The 15,771-nt window shown below is 55.9% G+C and carries 13 protein-coding genes; all 13 read left to right on the top strand.

Translation table 11 applies throughout. From position 1 onward, the window contains the following. Positions 1–208 precede the first annotated feature (208 nt). The 13 genes from GXX57_00530 (at position 209) to GXX57_00590 (ending at position 15,769) form a co-directional block, all read left to right on the top strand. Positions 209–850: a hypothetical protein gene (locus GXX57_00530; GenBank protein ID HHV43139.1), complete on the top strand. Its 642-nt coding sequence runs from the start codon at positions 209–211 to the stop codon at positions 848–850. A 243-nt stretch (positions 851–1,093) separates the two neighbouring features. Beyond that, a complete protein-coding gene (locus tag GXX57_00535; GenBank protein ID HHV43140.1) occupies positions 1,094–2,371 on the top strand; it encodes an HD-GYP domain-containing protein in 1,278 nt (425 codons plus the stop codon). Further along, complete coding sequence (locus GXX57_00540; protein ID HHV43141.1) at positions 2,352–2,945, top strand: DUF5317 domain-containing protein; 594 nt, start codon at positions 2,352–2,354, stop codon at positions 2,943–2,945. The genes GXX57_00535 and GXX57_00540 overlap by 20 nt, the downstream gene beginning before the upstream one ends. A 193-nt stretch (positions 2,946–3,138) precedes the next feature. Further along, complete coding sequence (gene secA / locus GXX57_00545; GenBank protein HHV43142.1) at positions 3,139–5,649, top strand: preprotein translocase subunit SecA; 2,511 nt, start codon at positions 3,139–3,141, stop codon at positions 5,647–5,649. A gap of 118 nt (positions 5,650–5,767) precedes the next feature. Further along, complete coding sequence (locus GXX57_00550) at positions 5,768–6,802, top strand: peptide chain release factor 2 (GenBank protein ID HHV43143.1); 1,035 nt, start codon at positions 5,768–5,770, stop codon at positions 6,800–6,802. 4 nt (positions 6,803–6,806) lie between these two features. Continuing rightward, the gene (locus GXX57_00555; GenBank protein HHV43144.1) at positions 6,807–8,264 is read left to right on the top strand and encodes a hypothetical protein; all 1,458 of its coding nucleotides are present in this window, start codon (positions 6,807–6,809) and stop codon (positions 8,262–8,264) included. Continuing rightward, positions 8,224–9,297: a polysaccharide pyruvyl transferase CsaB gene (gene csaB / locus GXX57_00560; protein ID HHV43145.1), complete on the top strand. Its 1,074-nt coding sequence runs from the start codon at positions 8,224–8,226 to the stop codon at positions 9,295–9,297. Before GXX57_00555 ends, csaB begins: the two co-directional genes overlap by 41 nt. Positions 9,298–9,309: 12 nt before the next feature. After that, entirely contained in the window at positions 9,310–10,089 is a 780-nt protein-coding gene (locus GXX57_00565) for a WecB/TagA/CpsF family glycosyltransferase (protein HHV43146.1), read from the top strand. Between the two features lie 147 nt (positions 10,090–10,236). Beyond that, positions 10,237–11,007: a YitT family protein gene (locus GXX57_00570; protein HHV43147.1), complete on the top strand. Its 771-nt coding sequence runs from the start codon at positions 10,237–10,239 to the stop codon at positions 11,005–11,007. 76 nt (positions 11,008–11,083) lie between these two features. After that, the gene (locus GXX57_00575) at positions 11,084–12,373 is read left to right on the top strand and encodes a S41 family peptidase (GenBank protein HHV43148.1); all 1,290 of its coding nucleotides are present in this window, start codon (positions 11,084–11,086) and stop codon (positions 12,371–12,373) included. An 11-nt stretch (positions 12,374–12,384) separates the two neighbouring features. Further along, on the top strand, positions 12,385–13,668 hold the full coding sequence (locus GXX57_00580; GenBank protein HHV43149.1) for a PDZ domain-containing protein: 1,284 nt from the start codon (positions 12,385–12,387) through the stop codon (positions 13,666–13,668). Between the two features lie 6 nt (positions 13,669–13,674). Continuing rightward, complete coding sequence (locus tag GXX57_00585; GenBank protein HHV43150.1) at positions 13,675–14,847, top strand: divergent polysaccharide deacetylase family protein; 1,173 nt, start codon at positions 13,675–13,677, stop codon at positions 14,845–14,847. A gap of 73 nt (positions 14,848–14,920) precedes the next feature. Then, positions 14,921–15,769, top strand: a complete 849-nt coding sequence (locus GXX57_00590) for a hypothetical protein (GenBank protein HHV43151.1) — start codon at positions 14,921–14,923, stop codon at positions 15,767–15,769. Positions 15,770–15,771 lie beyond the last annotated feature (2 nt).

Here is a 15,771-nt window from a genome sequence, read left to right on the forward strand (position 1 = left end):
ACACGGTGAGACTACTGCCAAAGGAGCTTGGCACGCCAGATGAAATATTGGAACGATATGGGATCGAACGGTCAACTTAGCACACGTTCTTTCTTTTTTTCCCTGGGCTTATGTCAAAACCCCAGGACCCTTTGCGCGTCAAGCAGGAATTGCTGGGAATTGGTCGAATTTTGGAGATTAGACCATTATCGGGTGCGGAGGAAGAAATATGGGGGAGCAGAACTGGTCGCAGCAGATTTTGGAAGCACACCTCCAAAGGATAGAGGGGATCGAGAGCGTTAAGGTTTTTTTCGATGAACGGGATGAAGTTGCCGAGATCCATGTTCTGGCCGGACCCAATCGTCAGCCCAAGCAGATTGTGCGGGATATCGAGACTATTTTTGTGACCCAGTTTGGCATGAACGTAGATCATCGCAAAATCAGCGTGGTTCAGTTGAAGTCCGGTCATGACGTGGTGGAAGAACGGCTGCAGATTCTCGGGATCCGCGCTTCCACCAGCAAGAATTTCATCACGCTGGAAGTGGAATTGGGGCTTGGGGACCAGGTGTTTTTGGGTTCCCAGGAGGGAGCCGCTTCCGATGCCAATCGACTAAGGATTGCCAGTGCCGCCACCCTAGATGCGGTGAGCAAAGCCCTTTCAGATAACATTGTCTTTGTGGTGGAGGATGTGACGAAATGTGCCATTGCGGACCAGCAGGCCATCGTGGTGGGGGTTAGTTGCCTGGGTAAACTCCATGGAGAGTTGTTTGTGGGTTGCGCTCTTATCCATTCCGACGAGTTGGAAGCCACAGTTAGAGCCACCATGGATGCGGTGAACCGCAGGCTCGGTCTGATCAGTAGTCTGTATTGAAGAAGACAAGTTTACCGGCACCTTGTAACTTAGGCTCGAGCGAAGCGGCTGCTGGACATCTTTGAGCGGAGCGGGAAATGTCCAAGCCTAAAGGGAATGGGGGGCATTTTCCATGGCAGCCAAGGTTCTTAAGGTTTTGCTTGTGATTAGTAGCCTGTTGCTAGCTGGCGGTTCCAGGTTTACCTGGTCCTAATTTTATTTGAGAGCAAGGTGCCGGTTTTTTTGTAGTGGGAGGAGCGACAAATGGGGCGGGCTTTTGGAATCGGAGTTTATATCGCGGGAATCTCCCTACTGGCCCTGGGCGGCTTGGCCTGGATCCTGGGGACTTATCCCTTGCCGGGATTCTTGGATCTAGCTTTGATTGTAGGGTTGTCCATCATTGGTGATCTGCTCAGGGTGCCCATCCCCTACGGGGGTGCCGTCAGCGTCTGTTTTGCCATCGATTTTGCCGCGGTCCTTCTTTTCGGTCCGATGGCTGCCCCCATGGTGAGTCTGGCGGTGCTGCTGCGGGTGCTCTGCCAGCGGAAACCCCTGCGCGTAATTGCCTTTGATACCTCCCAAGTGTTCTTGTCCACCTTGGCCGCGGCCTTAGCCTACCAGCTGTTTGGAGGCCAAATTGCACCGGATATTGACCTGGTAAGGGGATTTTTGCCCTTGGCGATGGCTACCTTAGCCTATTTTGCCGTCAATGCCTTCTTGGTGGCGATGGTGATCACCCTGGACCAGGGGATCTCCGTGGGCAAGGTCTGGCGGTCTAACGTCAAATGGGTGATCCCCAACTACTTGGCCCTAAGTCCCTTGGGCATCCTCATTGCCATTATCTATGAAGGGCCCCTCGGCCCTCCGGGGACGGTTCTCTTGCTTATGCCCCTGTTTCTGGCCCGGTTTTCTTTCCAGCAGTACAGTGAGATGCGCAAAGCCCACATCGATATCATCAAGGCCTTGGCGGCCGCCTTGGATGCCAAGGACCCCTATACCCGGGGCCACGGCGATCGCATCCAGCGCCTTTCTTACATCCTGGCCGAAGCCATGGATCTTTCGGGGGAAGAAATTGAGACCATCACCTACGCGGGTTTGCTGCATGATATCGGCAAGATCGGGGTAAGTGAGCAGGTGCTGAATAAGCCGGGCAAGCTCACCGAGGACGAGATGCATCAGATCCAGGCCCACCCGGAGATCGGTGCCAACATGATCAAAGATGTGGGTTTCTTGAGGGGCGTTACAGATATTATTCGGCACCATCATGAGCGTTATGATGGGAAAGGCTACCCCGCAGGACTCGCGGGAGAAAGCATCCCCCTAGGAGCGCGGATTTTGGCCTGTGCCGATGCCTTTGATGCCATGACCTCCGATCGGGTTTATCGGAAGGCCCTGTCCTTTGAAGAGGCCAAGGCGGAACTACTGCGAAACAGTGGGACCCAGTTTGATCCCAGGGTCATCGCGGTTTTTCTCCAGTGCGAGGAGACGATTCGGCCCATCGTTTCCCGGGAAGCGGAAGGGAATGGTAGCGATGCTCATTGATGCGGCGATTATCTCCCTTGTGGTGGGGCTTTTACGTAAGGGCAGCCTGCAGAACCTAGGCAACTTAACGGTGCGGCAGATTCCTTTGATTCTCATCGCTTGCCTGCTTCAGGGGGGCTCCCTCTTTCTTGCCCAGCGGGGGGTGGACTTTTTTGTCCGGTTTGGCTCGTGGTTGAATTTGTTTTCCTTCGGGCTGTTGCTCATCGCCCTGTGGGCTAACCGCCACGAACGGGCCTTCGTAGTTATCGGCCTTGGTGTTCTGCTTAACGGGATTGTGATCTGTGCCAATGGCGGCCGGATGCCTGTTTCCATTGATAGTCTCGAGGCGGTGGGTCTGGGTGAACTGGGGGCTTTGTTGGAGACCGGGGACTATATTACCCATACCAAATTGACCGATGCCTCGGTGCTTACCTTTTTGGCGGACTGGCTGTATATCCCGGGGTACAAGCGGGCCCGGGTGTTTAGTATCGGGGATGTGATCATCTCCCTTGGTGTCTTTTGGTTGATCCAAAGGGCGATGGTTCAAAAAAGGGTGCAACCGAAAGAAGGCTTCTTTCGGCCTCCGGGGGCTTAGTTGAGCGGGTCTTTTCAGCATGCTATAATTGCAACAGGTGCGAAAGCCTGTGCACGGGGGAGCTCCCCCTTTTTGAGGACCCTTGGGTTCTTGGTTCCCTTTAGAGCAAAGGGTGAGGGGTGTGGACAACCCACTCACCGGGAAGAATCCAGCAAAGAGTGAGGTGGAGGTCGAGCGTCTACTCGACATGCCATTGTTTAAGCGGTTAAAGAAGCTGTTTGATACAAACGAAAAAGAGATCCGGCGGTTAGCGGCGGTGGTGGACCGGATCAATGCCCTGGAGCCGAAGTTCCAGGCCATGGGCGATGGAGAATTGCGCGCAATGACGGACCAGTTCCGCCAACGTCTCCAGCAGGGCGAGACCCTGGATGATCTTCTGGAGGAGGCCTTTGCCGTTACCAGGGAAGCCGCCCGGCGGACCTTGGGGCAACGACATTATGATGTGCAGTTGATGGGTGGTATTGTGTTGCACCAAGGTCGTATCGCGGAGATGAAGACCGGTGAAGGAAAGACTCTGGCGGCTACCCTTCCGGCCTACCTCAATGCCCTGACGGGCCGCGGTGTGCATGTGGTGACGGTAAATGATTATCTCGCCCAGCGGGACGCGGACTGGATGGGGGAGATCTATCGTTTTCTGGGGTTGTCGGTGGGGGTGATCAAACACGGCCTGGATTATGGGGAACGGAAAGCAGCCTATAGTTGTGACATCACCTACGGGACCAACAATGAGTTCGGCTTCGATTACCTGCGGGACAATATGGTGTTGTCTCCGGAGCACATGGTGCAGCGGGAACTGCACTATGCCATTGTGGACGAGGTGGACAGCATCCTAATCGACGAGGCCCGCACACCGCTGATCATTTCTGGGCAGGCGGAGGATGCCACTGACAAGTATCGCCTCTTTGCGGATATTGCCCCTAAGCTGAAGGTGGAAGAGGACTACCTGGTGGACGAGAAGGCGAAGACCATCAGCCTTACCGAAGCCGGTGTGGCCAAGGTGGAAAAGCTCCTGGGGATTGAGAATCTGTACGACGATGTGAACTTCGAACTTAACCATTATCTACTCAGCGCCCTAAAGGCCCTGCGCTTTTTCCGCCGGGACCGGGATTATGTGGTGAAGGACGGCGAGGTCATCATCGTGGATGAGTTCACCGGTCGGCTGATGTTCGGGCGCCGTTACTCCGACGGTTTGCACCAGGCGATCGAGGCTAAGGAGCGGGTGGCGGTTCAAAGTGAAAGCAAGACCTTCGCCAGTATCACTTTCCAGAATTATTTCCGCATGTATGAGAAACTGGCGGGGATGACCGGTACCGCAAAAACGGAGGAAGAGGAGTTCATCAGCATCTACGGCATGGACGTGGTGGTCATTCCTACCAACAAGCCCATGATCCGGAAAGACTATCCCGATGTGGTCTACAAGACCAAGGAGGCCAAGTACGCGGCGATCATCGAGGAGATTGTACAGTGTTACCAACGGAAGCAACCAGTGTTGGTGGGTACCGTCTCCATTGAGGTATCGGAGAAGCTAAGTGCCATGCTGAGCCGCCGGGGCGTGCCCCATCAGGTCCTAAATGCCAAGTATCATGAGAAGGAAGCGGAGATTATTAAGTTGGCGGGGCAAGCAGGGGCCGTGACCATCGCCACCAACATGGCTGGACGGGGTACCGATATTGTCCTGGGCGAAGGGGTCGTGGAGCTAGGTGGACTTCATGTGATCGGTACCGAGCGCCACGAGAGCCGGCGTATCGACAACCAGCTGCGGGGCCGCTCCGGTCGACAGGGAGACCCCGGTTCCTCCCGGTTTTATGTTTCCTTTGAAGACGATTTGATGCGCCTGTTTGGTTCCGACCGGATCAGCAGCATCATGGAACGGCTAGGATGGGAGGAGGATCAACCCATCGAGTCGCCCCAGGTGTCCAGGGTTATCGAGTCGGCCCAAAAGCGGGTAGAAGCCTATCATTATGACATTCGTAAACGGGTTTTGGAATACGACGATGTGCTGAACAAGCACCGGGAGATCATCTATTCCCAAAGGCGACTGGCCCTCACCAAAGAGTCGGTGCGGGAAGATGTCCTGGATATGGTGGACAAGACCATTGATGCCCTGGTGGCCAAGTTTGCCAGTAGTGAAATCTACCCTGAGGACTGGGATCTACCTGGGTTGCTGCAGGGTTTCAAGGATTTGGTGGCGGGACGCAGTACCCTTACGATCGAGGACATCACCTTCGGTAGCGCTGAGGAAATTGGGGCTCGGCTCAAGGGGGAAGCCCGTAGGATCTACCAGGAGCGGGAGAAGGAACTGACCCCTGAAGCCATGCGCAAGATCGAACGGTTGATCCTGTTGACCACCGTCGACGGCAAGTGGATGGAGCACCTGGACAATATGCGGGATCTGCAGGAAGGGATCGTCCTGCGGGCCTACGCCCAACAGGATCCGCTGTTGGAGTACAAATTCGAAAGTAACGATATGTTCAACGGGATGATCGCGGCCATCCGGGAGGATGTGACCCGGTATATCTTCCGGGTGCAGCCTACCTCCGCCCAACCGGTTCCCCGCCAACGGGCCGTCAACCTGGTGGCTAGCCACGGGGACGAGGGCAAAAGGGCTGCCCAGCCCCGCCGGGTGCAGAAAATTGGGCGGAACGAACCTTGTCCCTGCGGTTCAGGGAAGAAGTACAAGAAGTGTTGTGGCCAGAATAGTTAATCTAAATTAAGGAGGCAAGGAGGAGGCTTTGGGGCCTTCTCATGTAAAATGGAGATTATCGGTTTGTCTGAATTGGAGGATTTGGTTGAGACCTTAGGTCAACGTCTGCGCGAATTGGATGATTATCTTTGACCTGCCGGTCAAAGAGGCACAGATTCAAGAATTGGAAAGCCAAATGGCGGATCCCGCCTTTTGGAATGATGCCGAGGCAGCCCAAGGGGCTACCAAGCGTTTGCGGAGTTTGCAAAAGGAAGTGGAGGAGTTTCGAAACCTCCAGTCCCGGTACGACGATCTGGTGACGCTTTTGGCCTTGGCCCAGGAGGACGAGGATGAGTCCATTCAGCAGGAGCTGCACCGGGAGGCGGAGCAGGTGGCTCGGGCCATCGATCAGCTGGAACTTACCATGCTGCTTAACGGTCCCTATGATGATCACAACGTGATCCTTACCATCCATTCCGGGGCCGGAGGTACTGAGTCCCAGGATTGGGCGGAGATGCTGCTGCGGATGTATACCCGCTGGGCCGAAGATCATGGCTATGGGGTGGAGGTTCTCGACCTGTTGCCAGGGGATGAGGCCGGGATCAAAAGTGCCACGTTGAGTATCAGCGGACCCTATGCCTACGGGTATCTGCAGTCGGAGAAGGGGGTCCACCGTTTGGTGCGGATTTCCCCCTTTGATGCGGCGGGGCGGCGTCACACCTCCTTTGCTTCGGTGAGCGTCCTGCCCGAGGTGCAGCAGGATACGGAGATCGAACTGGATCTCAATGATGTGCGCATCGACACTTACCGGGCCAGTGGGGCCGGTGGACAACATGTGAATAAGACCGACTCCGCTGTGCGGTTGACCCACCTACCCACAGGGATCGTGGTCCAGTGCCAGAATGAACGTTCCCAGCACAAGAACAAGGAGACGGCCTTCAAGATCCTCAAGTCCCGGTTGCTGGAGCTGAAGCTACGGGAACAGGAGGAGCAACTGAACGCCCTTTCGGGGGAAAAAGGCGAAATTGCCTGGGGAAATCAGATCCGCTCCTATGTGTTTTGCCCCTACACCCTGGTGAAGGATCACCGCACCGATGTGGAGGTGGGGGATGTACAGAAAGTGATGGATGGTTACCTGGATCCCTTTATCCAAGCGTACTTGAGAAGAAAGTAGTGCTATGAAAAGACTCGCCCAGCTGGCCCTGGTGGTGGCCCTAATCTGTGCCTTGGTCCTCGTGATTCTGCGTTGGGGATTGGAACAGAGCCATCGGACCGTCCTCATCGCGGTGGATCTAGGGGATGCCCAAAGGGTGGGGTTGTCCCTACCCCCAGGGGTGGTCTATGGCCTTGATCTGCGCGAGGAACCGGTTTTCGTTCCTCCGGCGGAGGGGCTAGTGGTGGTGACCGACGGGCAACAGAGGGACCAGGTGAGGGATCTGCGCCCTTTGGTTACCATTGTCCTTGCGCCGGAGGTGACGGTGGATCAGGGCCTTTGGGGGGTATTGGAGTTTGCGATCCCCCCGGGGCTTGGGGGCACGCCCCTCCGGTGTCACCAGCTTCCGAAGGATGCTTTGGCGGACTACGATCCAGATGGAGCCTGTGATCGCTTCTTACTTGCGGTGCGGGAACGGGGTATTTCCATCCTATATGTTTACCTATTTGCCGATGTGGCTGATCCGGTGGCTACAAACCAAGCATACCTTGAACAGTTGATTACCCGGCTTGAGGACGCCGGTTTTTCCCTGGGCGTTCCCCAACCTTATTCTTCCTTTCAACCAGGGCTGTGGACAGTTCTCCTCCTTGCCCTCGGGGTTTGGTCCGTGGTCTACCTGTCCTTGGACAGTCTGGGATTAAGGGGAGATCTCTTGGTTCTGGGGGGATTATTCCTCTCTACGCTGGGGGCCCGATTGGTGGGGGGCGATGTCCTGGTTCGGCAGGTGTTAGCACTTCTAGTTACCCTCGTCTTTCCGGTATACGGGATTCGGCGCGGCAAGGAAATCCTGGAGAAGGAAAAGCGGTTTTGGCTTGCCATGGGGCGAGGGTTGGGCCAGGTGTTTTTGGTAACCGTCCTGGGCGCTTTGTTCCTTGGCGCTTTACTGGCGGACACCCGGTTCATGTTGGGCCTGGCGGGCTTTCGGGGGGTGAAGCTAGCCGGGGCCGTGCCGCCGGTGGCGGTCTTCCTGTTGGCCTTCAAGGGGCAGAGGCGACGAAAGATCCGTTGGTACTTGCTTTTCCCCGTGGGACTAGCCTTTGTGTACTATCTGCTGCGAACCGGGACCGGTCTTGCCCCGATCCTTCAGTTAGAACGCAGTATCCGTCAGTTTCTTACGGAGATGCTGGTGGTGCGGCCCCGCTTCAAGGAGTTCTTGGTGGGCTATCCCGCCCTATGGGTGGCCTACGGGTGGTTGGCCAAAGGGGAGGGCCCCAGGGCCCTGTGGCTTGCGACCGGTTCCCTAGCCCCCATCTCGGTCCTAAATTCCTTCTGCCATGCCCACACTCCTCTGACAATTAGCCTTTACCGCAGTGCCCTTGGACTGGTCCTAGGGATCCCTTTGGGTATGGTATTATGGTGTTTGGTGAATGCAGGTGATGTAAATGGCAAAGGTGGTCTTGGCCGGTTACTACGGCTACGATAACACAGGGGATGAAGCCATTCTCGCGGTCCTGACCGATTATCTAAAAAGGGATGGGCGGATCGAGCAGATCACTGTGTTTTCCCATCATCCCCAGGCCACCGCAAGGGACTATGAGGTGCAAGCGGTCTTTCGTTACAACCCAGTGGCAATCCTTCGGGCCCTAAGGGAAGGGGATGGGCTGGTGCTGGCCGGTGGGCTGATGCAGGATGTGACCAGCACCCGCAGCCTCTGGTACTACCTGACCTTGACCCGGTTGGCCCTGCGTTTGGGCAAGAAGGTGTACTGGCATGCCATGGGGATTGGTCCGATCCTGCGGCCGAAGAACCGTACTAGTCTGTTGCGGGTGGCCGCACAGCTTAGGGGTTTGAGTGTGCGGGATGAGGTCTCCGCGTCCTTTTTCGAGGAGGCTAGACTTGTGCCTGACCCAGCCCTATTGTTGGAACCGGCGCCCCAAGGGCGAGTACAAAGGATTTTCAAGATGCTTGGAGAACCATATAGTGGGAGTACTATCGTGGGCCTTGCGCTGCGGCCTTGGGAGGAGTTTCCCGCGGGGATTGAGTATCTTGCGGAGCTGGCCGATGAACTTGTCCGCCGTTATGATTGTCGGGCCTTGTTTTTGCCCTTGTATCCGAACCAGGACCTACCCGTGATCTACGCGGTCATGAAAAGTATGAAAGAAGAAGCCCTCTGCTTGGAGCTACCCATTCCCCCCGGTGATATGGCGGGAATGATCTCTCGCTGCGATGTGCTGGTCAGTATGCGGCTCCATGGTCTGATTCTTGCCGCAGTGGGGGGGACCGGGGCCGTGGGGTTGCAGACGGATCCCAAGGTGGGGGCCTTCGGCGTTCAGCTGGATGAGCCGGTCTTCCCATGTGTCCAGGGAGCTGTTCCGGTGGAAGAAGTGCTCCAGGCCGTAGGGGCCAAGTTGCGGCACGTGGGCAGTTACGATCGGACGAAACGGAGTAGAGTGTTACAGTTGCAGGAACAGGCCCGGGCAGGTCTTAAGGAGCTTGTGGATGATCTTTGTAGTTAGCGGAGGGACGGCATGGATAGGATAAGCATTTTAGGGCTGCCGGTGGACCGCCTTACCATGGCGGAAACCTTAGAGCGAATCAAGGGGATTCTGGCGGGCCCCCCCAGCGGAAAACAGATGCTTACCGCCAATGCCGAAATGGTTGTGACCGCGCAAGATGATGCGGAGCTTAGTCATATTTGGCACCAGGCCGCATATGTTGTAGCCGACGGGTATGGTTTGGTGTGGGCCGCCGCCCGGTTCAATGCCCCCTTACCCGAGCGTATTTGCGGTGTGGAACTGGGCGAAGAGATCTGCCGGTTGTCCGCGCAGATGGGGGCTCGGATCTATCTGTTAGGAGCCAGGCCCGGTGTGGCGGAAGAGGCGCGGGCGCGCCTTTTGGAAAAATACCCCCAGGCCCAGATTGTGGGTACCCACCATGGCTACTTCTCTGCGGAGGAAACGGAACGCATCGTGGCGGACATCCGAGAACGGAAGACCGATGTTCTTTTCGTGGCCTTGGGGACTCCTCGGCAGGAAAAATGGCTTTACGCCCATGGGCGGTCCGCGGGGATCCGCCTGGGGATTGGCCTTGGTGGTAGCTTCGACGTGTGGGCGGGCCGGGTAAACCGGGCGCCCCGGTGGATGCGGGAACATGGGCTGGAATGGTTATATCGGGTGTACCGGCAGCCGAAGCGACTTCCCCGTTTAAAGGCGTTACCGGTCTTTATCCGGATGGTGCGCCAGGCCCAAGGGGTCCAGGAGGCGGCCGCAGCGCAGGATGTATCCTCCGATGGAACAGCCAGTAATTAGCACCGTCGGACGCAGTGGGAATAACCATCTAGGGAAGACTATACTGGGCGGAAATCATGCTTGGGGGGGTACAGGTTGGCTGTACGCCTAAGAACAATCGGCTCCCTGCTGGGTAATCTCTTTGGAGTTTTCCTTACCGGCGCGGCCATGGTGGCTTTCTTGATTCCCAATCGGATCGCCGCGGGCGGTGTCAGTGGCCTGGCTACGGTCCTCTACCACGTCACCGGCCTTCCGGTGGGTGTGACCATGCTGGCTATCAATATTCCTCTTCTTTACGCTACCTTTCGGATCATCGGCGTCAGTTTCAGTGTGCGGACCATCGTGGGGACCGTGGTCCTTTCCCTTACCATTGATCTACTGGAACCCTTCGTGCCCGCGGTGACCCAAGATCCTCTACTTGCCGCCATCTACGGTGGAGTTTTGTCGGGGATTGGCATTGGCCTTGCTTTCTATTTTGGCGGTTCCACTGGCGGCACCGACTTGGCAGCCCGGCTATTGAATCATTTTACCCGCCTGACCGTGGGCCAAAGTCTGTTGATTATTGATATGATCATTATTGGTGTGGCAGGTATTTTCTTCGGTGCGGAAGCGGCCCTGTATGCCATCCTCGCGTTGTATCTGAGTAGCAAGACCATCGACCTGATCCAGGAGGGACAAGGCGGAGCGCGGGCGGCCTTTATCATTTCCCAACGGCCCCAACAGATCAGTGACCGGATCCTAAGGGAACTGGAGCGGGGAGTTACGGCCCTCCATGGGAAGGGCATGTATACCCAAAGGGAGCGGGAAATCTTGATGGCGATCGTCTCCCGTTCAGAGGTGGTGAGGCTGAAGCGGCTGGTGCACGAGGAAGACCCCGCGGCCTTTATGATTATCACCGACGCGCGGGAGGTTTTGGGCGAGGGATTCAGCGGGTTCTAATTTTGACATCGCTTCTTGGCTTACAGTATAATCGAAGAAGCCAGATCTATTTAACGGAGAAAGGAAGTAATTTTCCTTGACCAAGCGCAGATTCATCGTCGTTTTCATACTCTTAGTCCTCATCGTGGCGGCCTTTTCTGTGCGCTCCATCTTCGAAGTTGGCGCTAAAGATGCGGTCGATGAAGAGGCCCGGCAGCTTTTTCAGATCATGGCCTTGATGGAGACCTTGTATTACAAGCCCATTGATGTCGAGCAGATGCTCCAAGGCTATGTGCAGTACGGCAATTTGGAAGCGATGCTGGTGGATCTCGTCGATCCCTACACCCAATATTTGCCCCCAAGGATGTATGAAGAGATGAAGGTGGATACTACGGGTAACTTCAGCGGTGTGGGCATCGTGATTACGATCTATGAGCGCCAGTTGACCATTGTCTCTCCCATTGCGGGAACCCCAGGATATGCTGCAGGGTTGCAAAGTGGTGACGAGATCATGGCCATTGATGGACGGCCAACGAAATACATGTCCATGCTGGAGGCCGTGGATTCCATGCGTGGCCCCGAGGGAACCCCGGTGGAATTGACCATCCGGCGTGGTGATGAGGAGTTTACGGTGCGAATCGTCCGGGCTAATGTGCAGACTCCGGACATTAACGAAGCCCACATGGTCACCTCCGATGTGGCCTATGTGCGGATCAACGAGTTTAAACTGCAGACTGCCCGGGAACTGGATGGGGCGCTCACAGAGTTAAGTCAACAAGGTATGCGGGGCTTGATCTTAGATCTGCGTGACAACCCCGGCGGTACCTTGCGGAGTGCGATCGATGTGTCTTCCATGTTCTTGCCGATGGGTGACACGGTCCATGAGGTCTTTCGGAGCAGCGATGTGGCGGCGATGTTCATGTCCCGGGGAGACAATAAGACCTATGTGGTACGGGACAACGAACGGGTCTCCCATGGGGTGCGGGAGGATGGCAAGTGGTATGGCTTGCCGGTGGTGGTGTTGCTGAACAAGGGGAGTGCCTCTGCCTCGGAAATTGTAGCTGGTGCCTTAAAGGATCGGGCCGGAGCTTTCGTGGTGGGCGAGACCAGTTTTGGCAAGGGGTTAGTGCAGGCGGTGTTGGAACTGCCTAATGGCGCGGCCATGCGCTTGACCATTGCCGAGTACTTGACTGCCGGAGGAGTCTCCATCAATGAGAAGGGGATAGAACCCCATTATGTGGTAGAACTGCCCGAACCTGCCACTCCCGAAGAGGCGCGGGCCCGGCGACTTAGCACCACGTACTTCAGCCTGGAGGATCCCCAGATTCAGAAGGCTTTGGAGGTAATGCAGGACATTCTCAGTGGATCGTTATCCCAGGCCGCTTAGGTTGAGTGCCCATGGATTTCTGGATTCTGAATATTTTCCTTGACATTGTTCGCAGTCTTCCCCAGATGATCACGGAACCCACCTTCCTCGTGGTCACTGCGATCGTGCTGTTTCTGGTCTATCGGCAATACCTGAATATTGCCGAGCAAAAGCAGCGGATGTACGGTGCGGAGGGGCAGGATCCCCGGTGGCAAACCCTGAGGGCTTTGGGGTACGGGATCCTCGGTGGGTTCCTGGCGTCTTTACTATTCATTATCCTTGGCATCTCCCTCTCCCATGCAGGGATTATCTATGTTTGGCCTTTGGCTCTCATTCTGATGCTGATCTACCCGCGCTTTTTGTGCTTCTCCTACGGTGGGGGGATCGTGGCTGCCTGCAGTTTGATCGTGGGCTGGCCCGAGGTGGACGTTCCTTCCCTGATGAGTCTCGTCGCCATCCTCCACTTGGTGGAGGCCATCCTGATCTATTTCACCGGCGCCCAAGATCCCCTCCCGGTGTATGTCCGGAAGGAAGATGGGCAAGTAGTGGGAGGATTTCTCCTGCAGAAGTTCTGGCCCTTGCCCTTTATTGGGTTGTTTAGCATTTTGCTTACCTCGGAATTCATGGTGGACTTTGCCACCATGCCCCAGTGGTGGCCCCTGATTCGGCCCAGCATCGAAGTTCCTGCCGACGGTATCCTTGTCTACTTCCCCTGGCTGGTGGTGGCCGCGGTGGGCTATGGGGACATTGCCCTTTCCAACCACCCTAAGGAAAAGACCCGGTTTTCTGCGGGTAGTCTGCTGGTTTTCGCGATGGTCCTCTTGGTTCTTGCGGTCCTAGGTAGTCAATGGTTACCTCTACAGTATGTGGCGACCCTGTTTGCGCCCATCGGCCATGAACTGGTGATCTTCCTAGGGCGATGGAGAGAAGAGCGCCGCAAAGGTGTGTTTACCAACGACGACGGCCCCATGGTGCTCGATGTGTTACCGCACTCCATTGCGAAAGAGGTGGGCTTGGCCACGGGGGATATTATTCGCAGTGTGAATCGGGTGCCGGTGGAAACCTGGTATCAGGTTTTCGAAACCAGGTTATATACCGATGTAGAGCTGGAGGTCGAGAATATCTTCGATGGTTCCCGAAGGATAATCAGCCTGCCACAAAGTTCCGCCCATCTGGGAGTAATCCCGGCCCCTAGTGCCTACAGCCGTTTTAACGTGGACTATGGGGCGGGCCAGCGTCCCGGCCGGTTGGGGCGCCTTTTGGCCAGATTATGGCGACGACTGTTTCCCAGCCGACACTTCCCTAAGGGGGACTGAGTTCCGTTGCCCAAGGTAAAGCTGGATCCCAGGCATATTTCCATCCTGTTGTCCTTCTGTTATTTTGTCCTCACGTCCTTGGTGCTGTTTTCCTTTTCCTTCGTGGAAGACCGGGCAGAAACGGTGCCTCAGTCTTATGAACAGGATCTGGTCAAGGAACTAACCTCCCACTTGGCGGAGCTACCCGGGGGGAAATATACCGGATATCTGGCCCCAACGTTGCCTATTTATACTGTAGATTTACGTCTGCAACATATTCACCTTGTCCGGGATTATGCCCAGCGGATCATGGCCTTTGCCCAAACCACTGGTCTGGTTATCACCGATGTCCAAGAAAACTATGGTCCCCGGTTCAATCAAGTGGAGATCGTTCTTGATGGCAAGGCCAAAGGGAGATTACAGGTCCGACTTTTGCTGGATAAGTCCGCCTGGCCTGTGTCCGGGATCTGGGCCCTTTGGCCCGGTGCCGTTCCTGGAGTCTTTCCCAAGGTGCCGCCCCGGGGCAGGCTGGCCCTTGTCATCGATGACTGGGGTTACGACTGGGAGGCGGCTCCACTATTCTTGGCCCTTCCACGTTCCTTCACCGGTGCTGTTCTACCCCATCTGTCCTTTTCCGTTATTCACAGCCAGGCTTTGTACCTGCGGGGAAAAGGGGTGATCCTGCACCAGCCCATGGAGCCCTTGGATGAGAACGTGGATCCGGGGCCTGGGGCCATCTATGTGGGCTTGGATGACCAGGAGATTGGCGAGCTGCTAGCGGCTAATCTGGCTGCGGTGCCCCATGCCCGGGGGATGAACAATCATATGGGCTCTCGGGTCACCGCCGATGAAGAGACCATGACTAAGGTGCTCCAATGGTTGAAGGAACACGGCTATTACTTCCTGGATAGTTATACCACAGCCCAGAGCGTGGTGGCCCAGGTAGGTCTGCGGCAAGCCATCTTTACCTTGAAAAATGACAAGTTTCTGGATCACGAAGATGATGTGGACACTATCAAAGGGAAAATCAAGGAACTGGTGGATTTGGCGGTGGCAAGGGGTTACGCTATTGGTATTGGCCACGTGCGCATGAAGACTTACCAAGCGTTGTGGGAAATGCTCCCCTATATCGATGCCGCCGGGGTGGAGCTGGTGACCATCGATGAGTTGTTGGAGGGTAACGGACTCGATTTGTTCTGAGTCTGCTACCCTTCTTTTTTGTCTTATGTGGGCGGTGAGTTCTTGGAAAACAACATAGAGGGGGTAAAGGAAGATGGCCAAGTTTCCCAGGACGATGGTAGGTGGGTGTTCAGTCTCCCGTTTGATCATTGGTACCAACTGGTTCCTTGGTTTCAGTCATCGCACTCCAGCAAAGGATGGTTTTATCAAGGAGCACATGGACGAAGGAAAGATTACCGAGATTCTAGTCACCTTTTTCAATGCCGGTGTAGACAGTATCATGGGGCCGCTCAGTCAGTATCCCTTCATGGACAGCGCCATTAAACGGGCAGAGGACAGGACGGGGGTAGGATGCATCAGGATCAACACGCCTTTCCTGAATGTGGCAGATACTGACGCCGCCCGGGCGGAGGCAGCCAGGACCCTAGATCGGGTGGCTGCCCTCGGGACGACCCTTTGTCTGCCCCACCACTCCTGTGTGGAACAGTTGGTGGACCGGGGAAGCAGGACTATCCGCCGCTTGGAGTACTATACTGGTTTGATTCGTGAGCGCAACATGATTCCCGGTCTTTCTGCCCATATGCCGGAAGTGGTGGTCTACGCGGATCAGATGGAGGCCGATGTGGAGACCTACATCCAGATCTACAATCCCATCGGCTTTCTCATGCAGTTGGAGGTGGAGTGGGTGGCCCGGATCATCCATCAGGCCAAAAAACCGGTGATGACCATTAAACCTATGGCCGCCGGACGGGTAACCCCCTTTGTGGGTCTTAATTTCGTGTGGAATACCATCAGGGAACAGGATATGGTGACCGTGGGGACCATGTCGCCTAGGGAAGCGGCAGAAGTGGTGGAGTACTCCTTGGCGGCTTTGGAAAGACGATTTCCGCTGATCGGGTCCCGGGGAACCCCCAGTAAGCAGACGATTATCTCCAAGGAGTAGCA

Source organism: Bacillota bacterium (assembly GCA_012839765.1).
Lineage (GTDB): Bacteria > Bacillota > Limnochordia > DUMW01 > DUMW01 > DUMW01.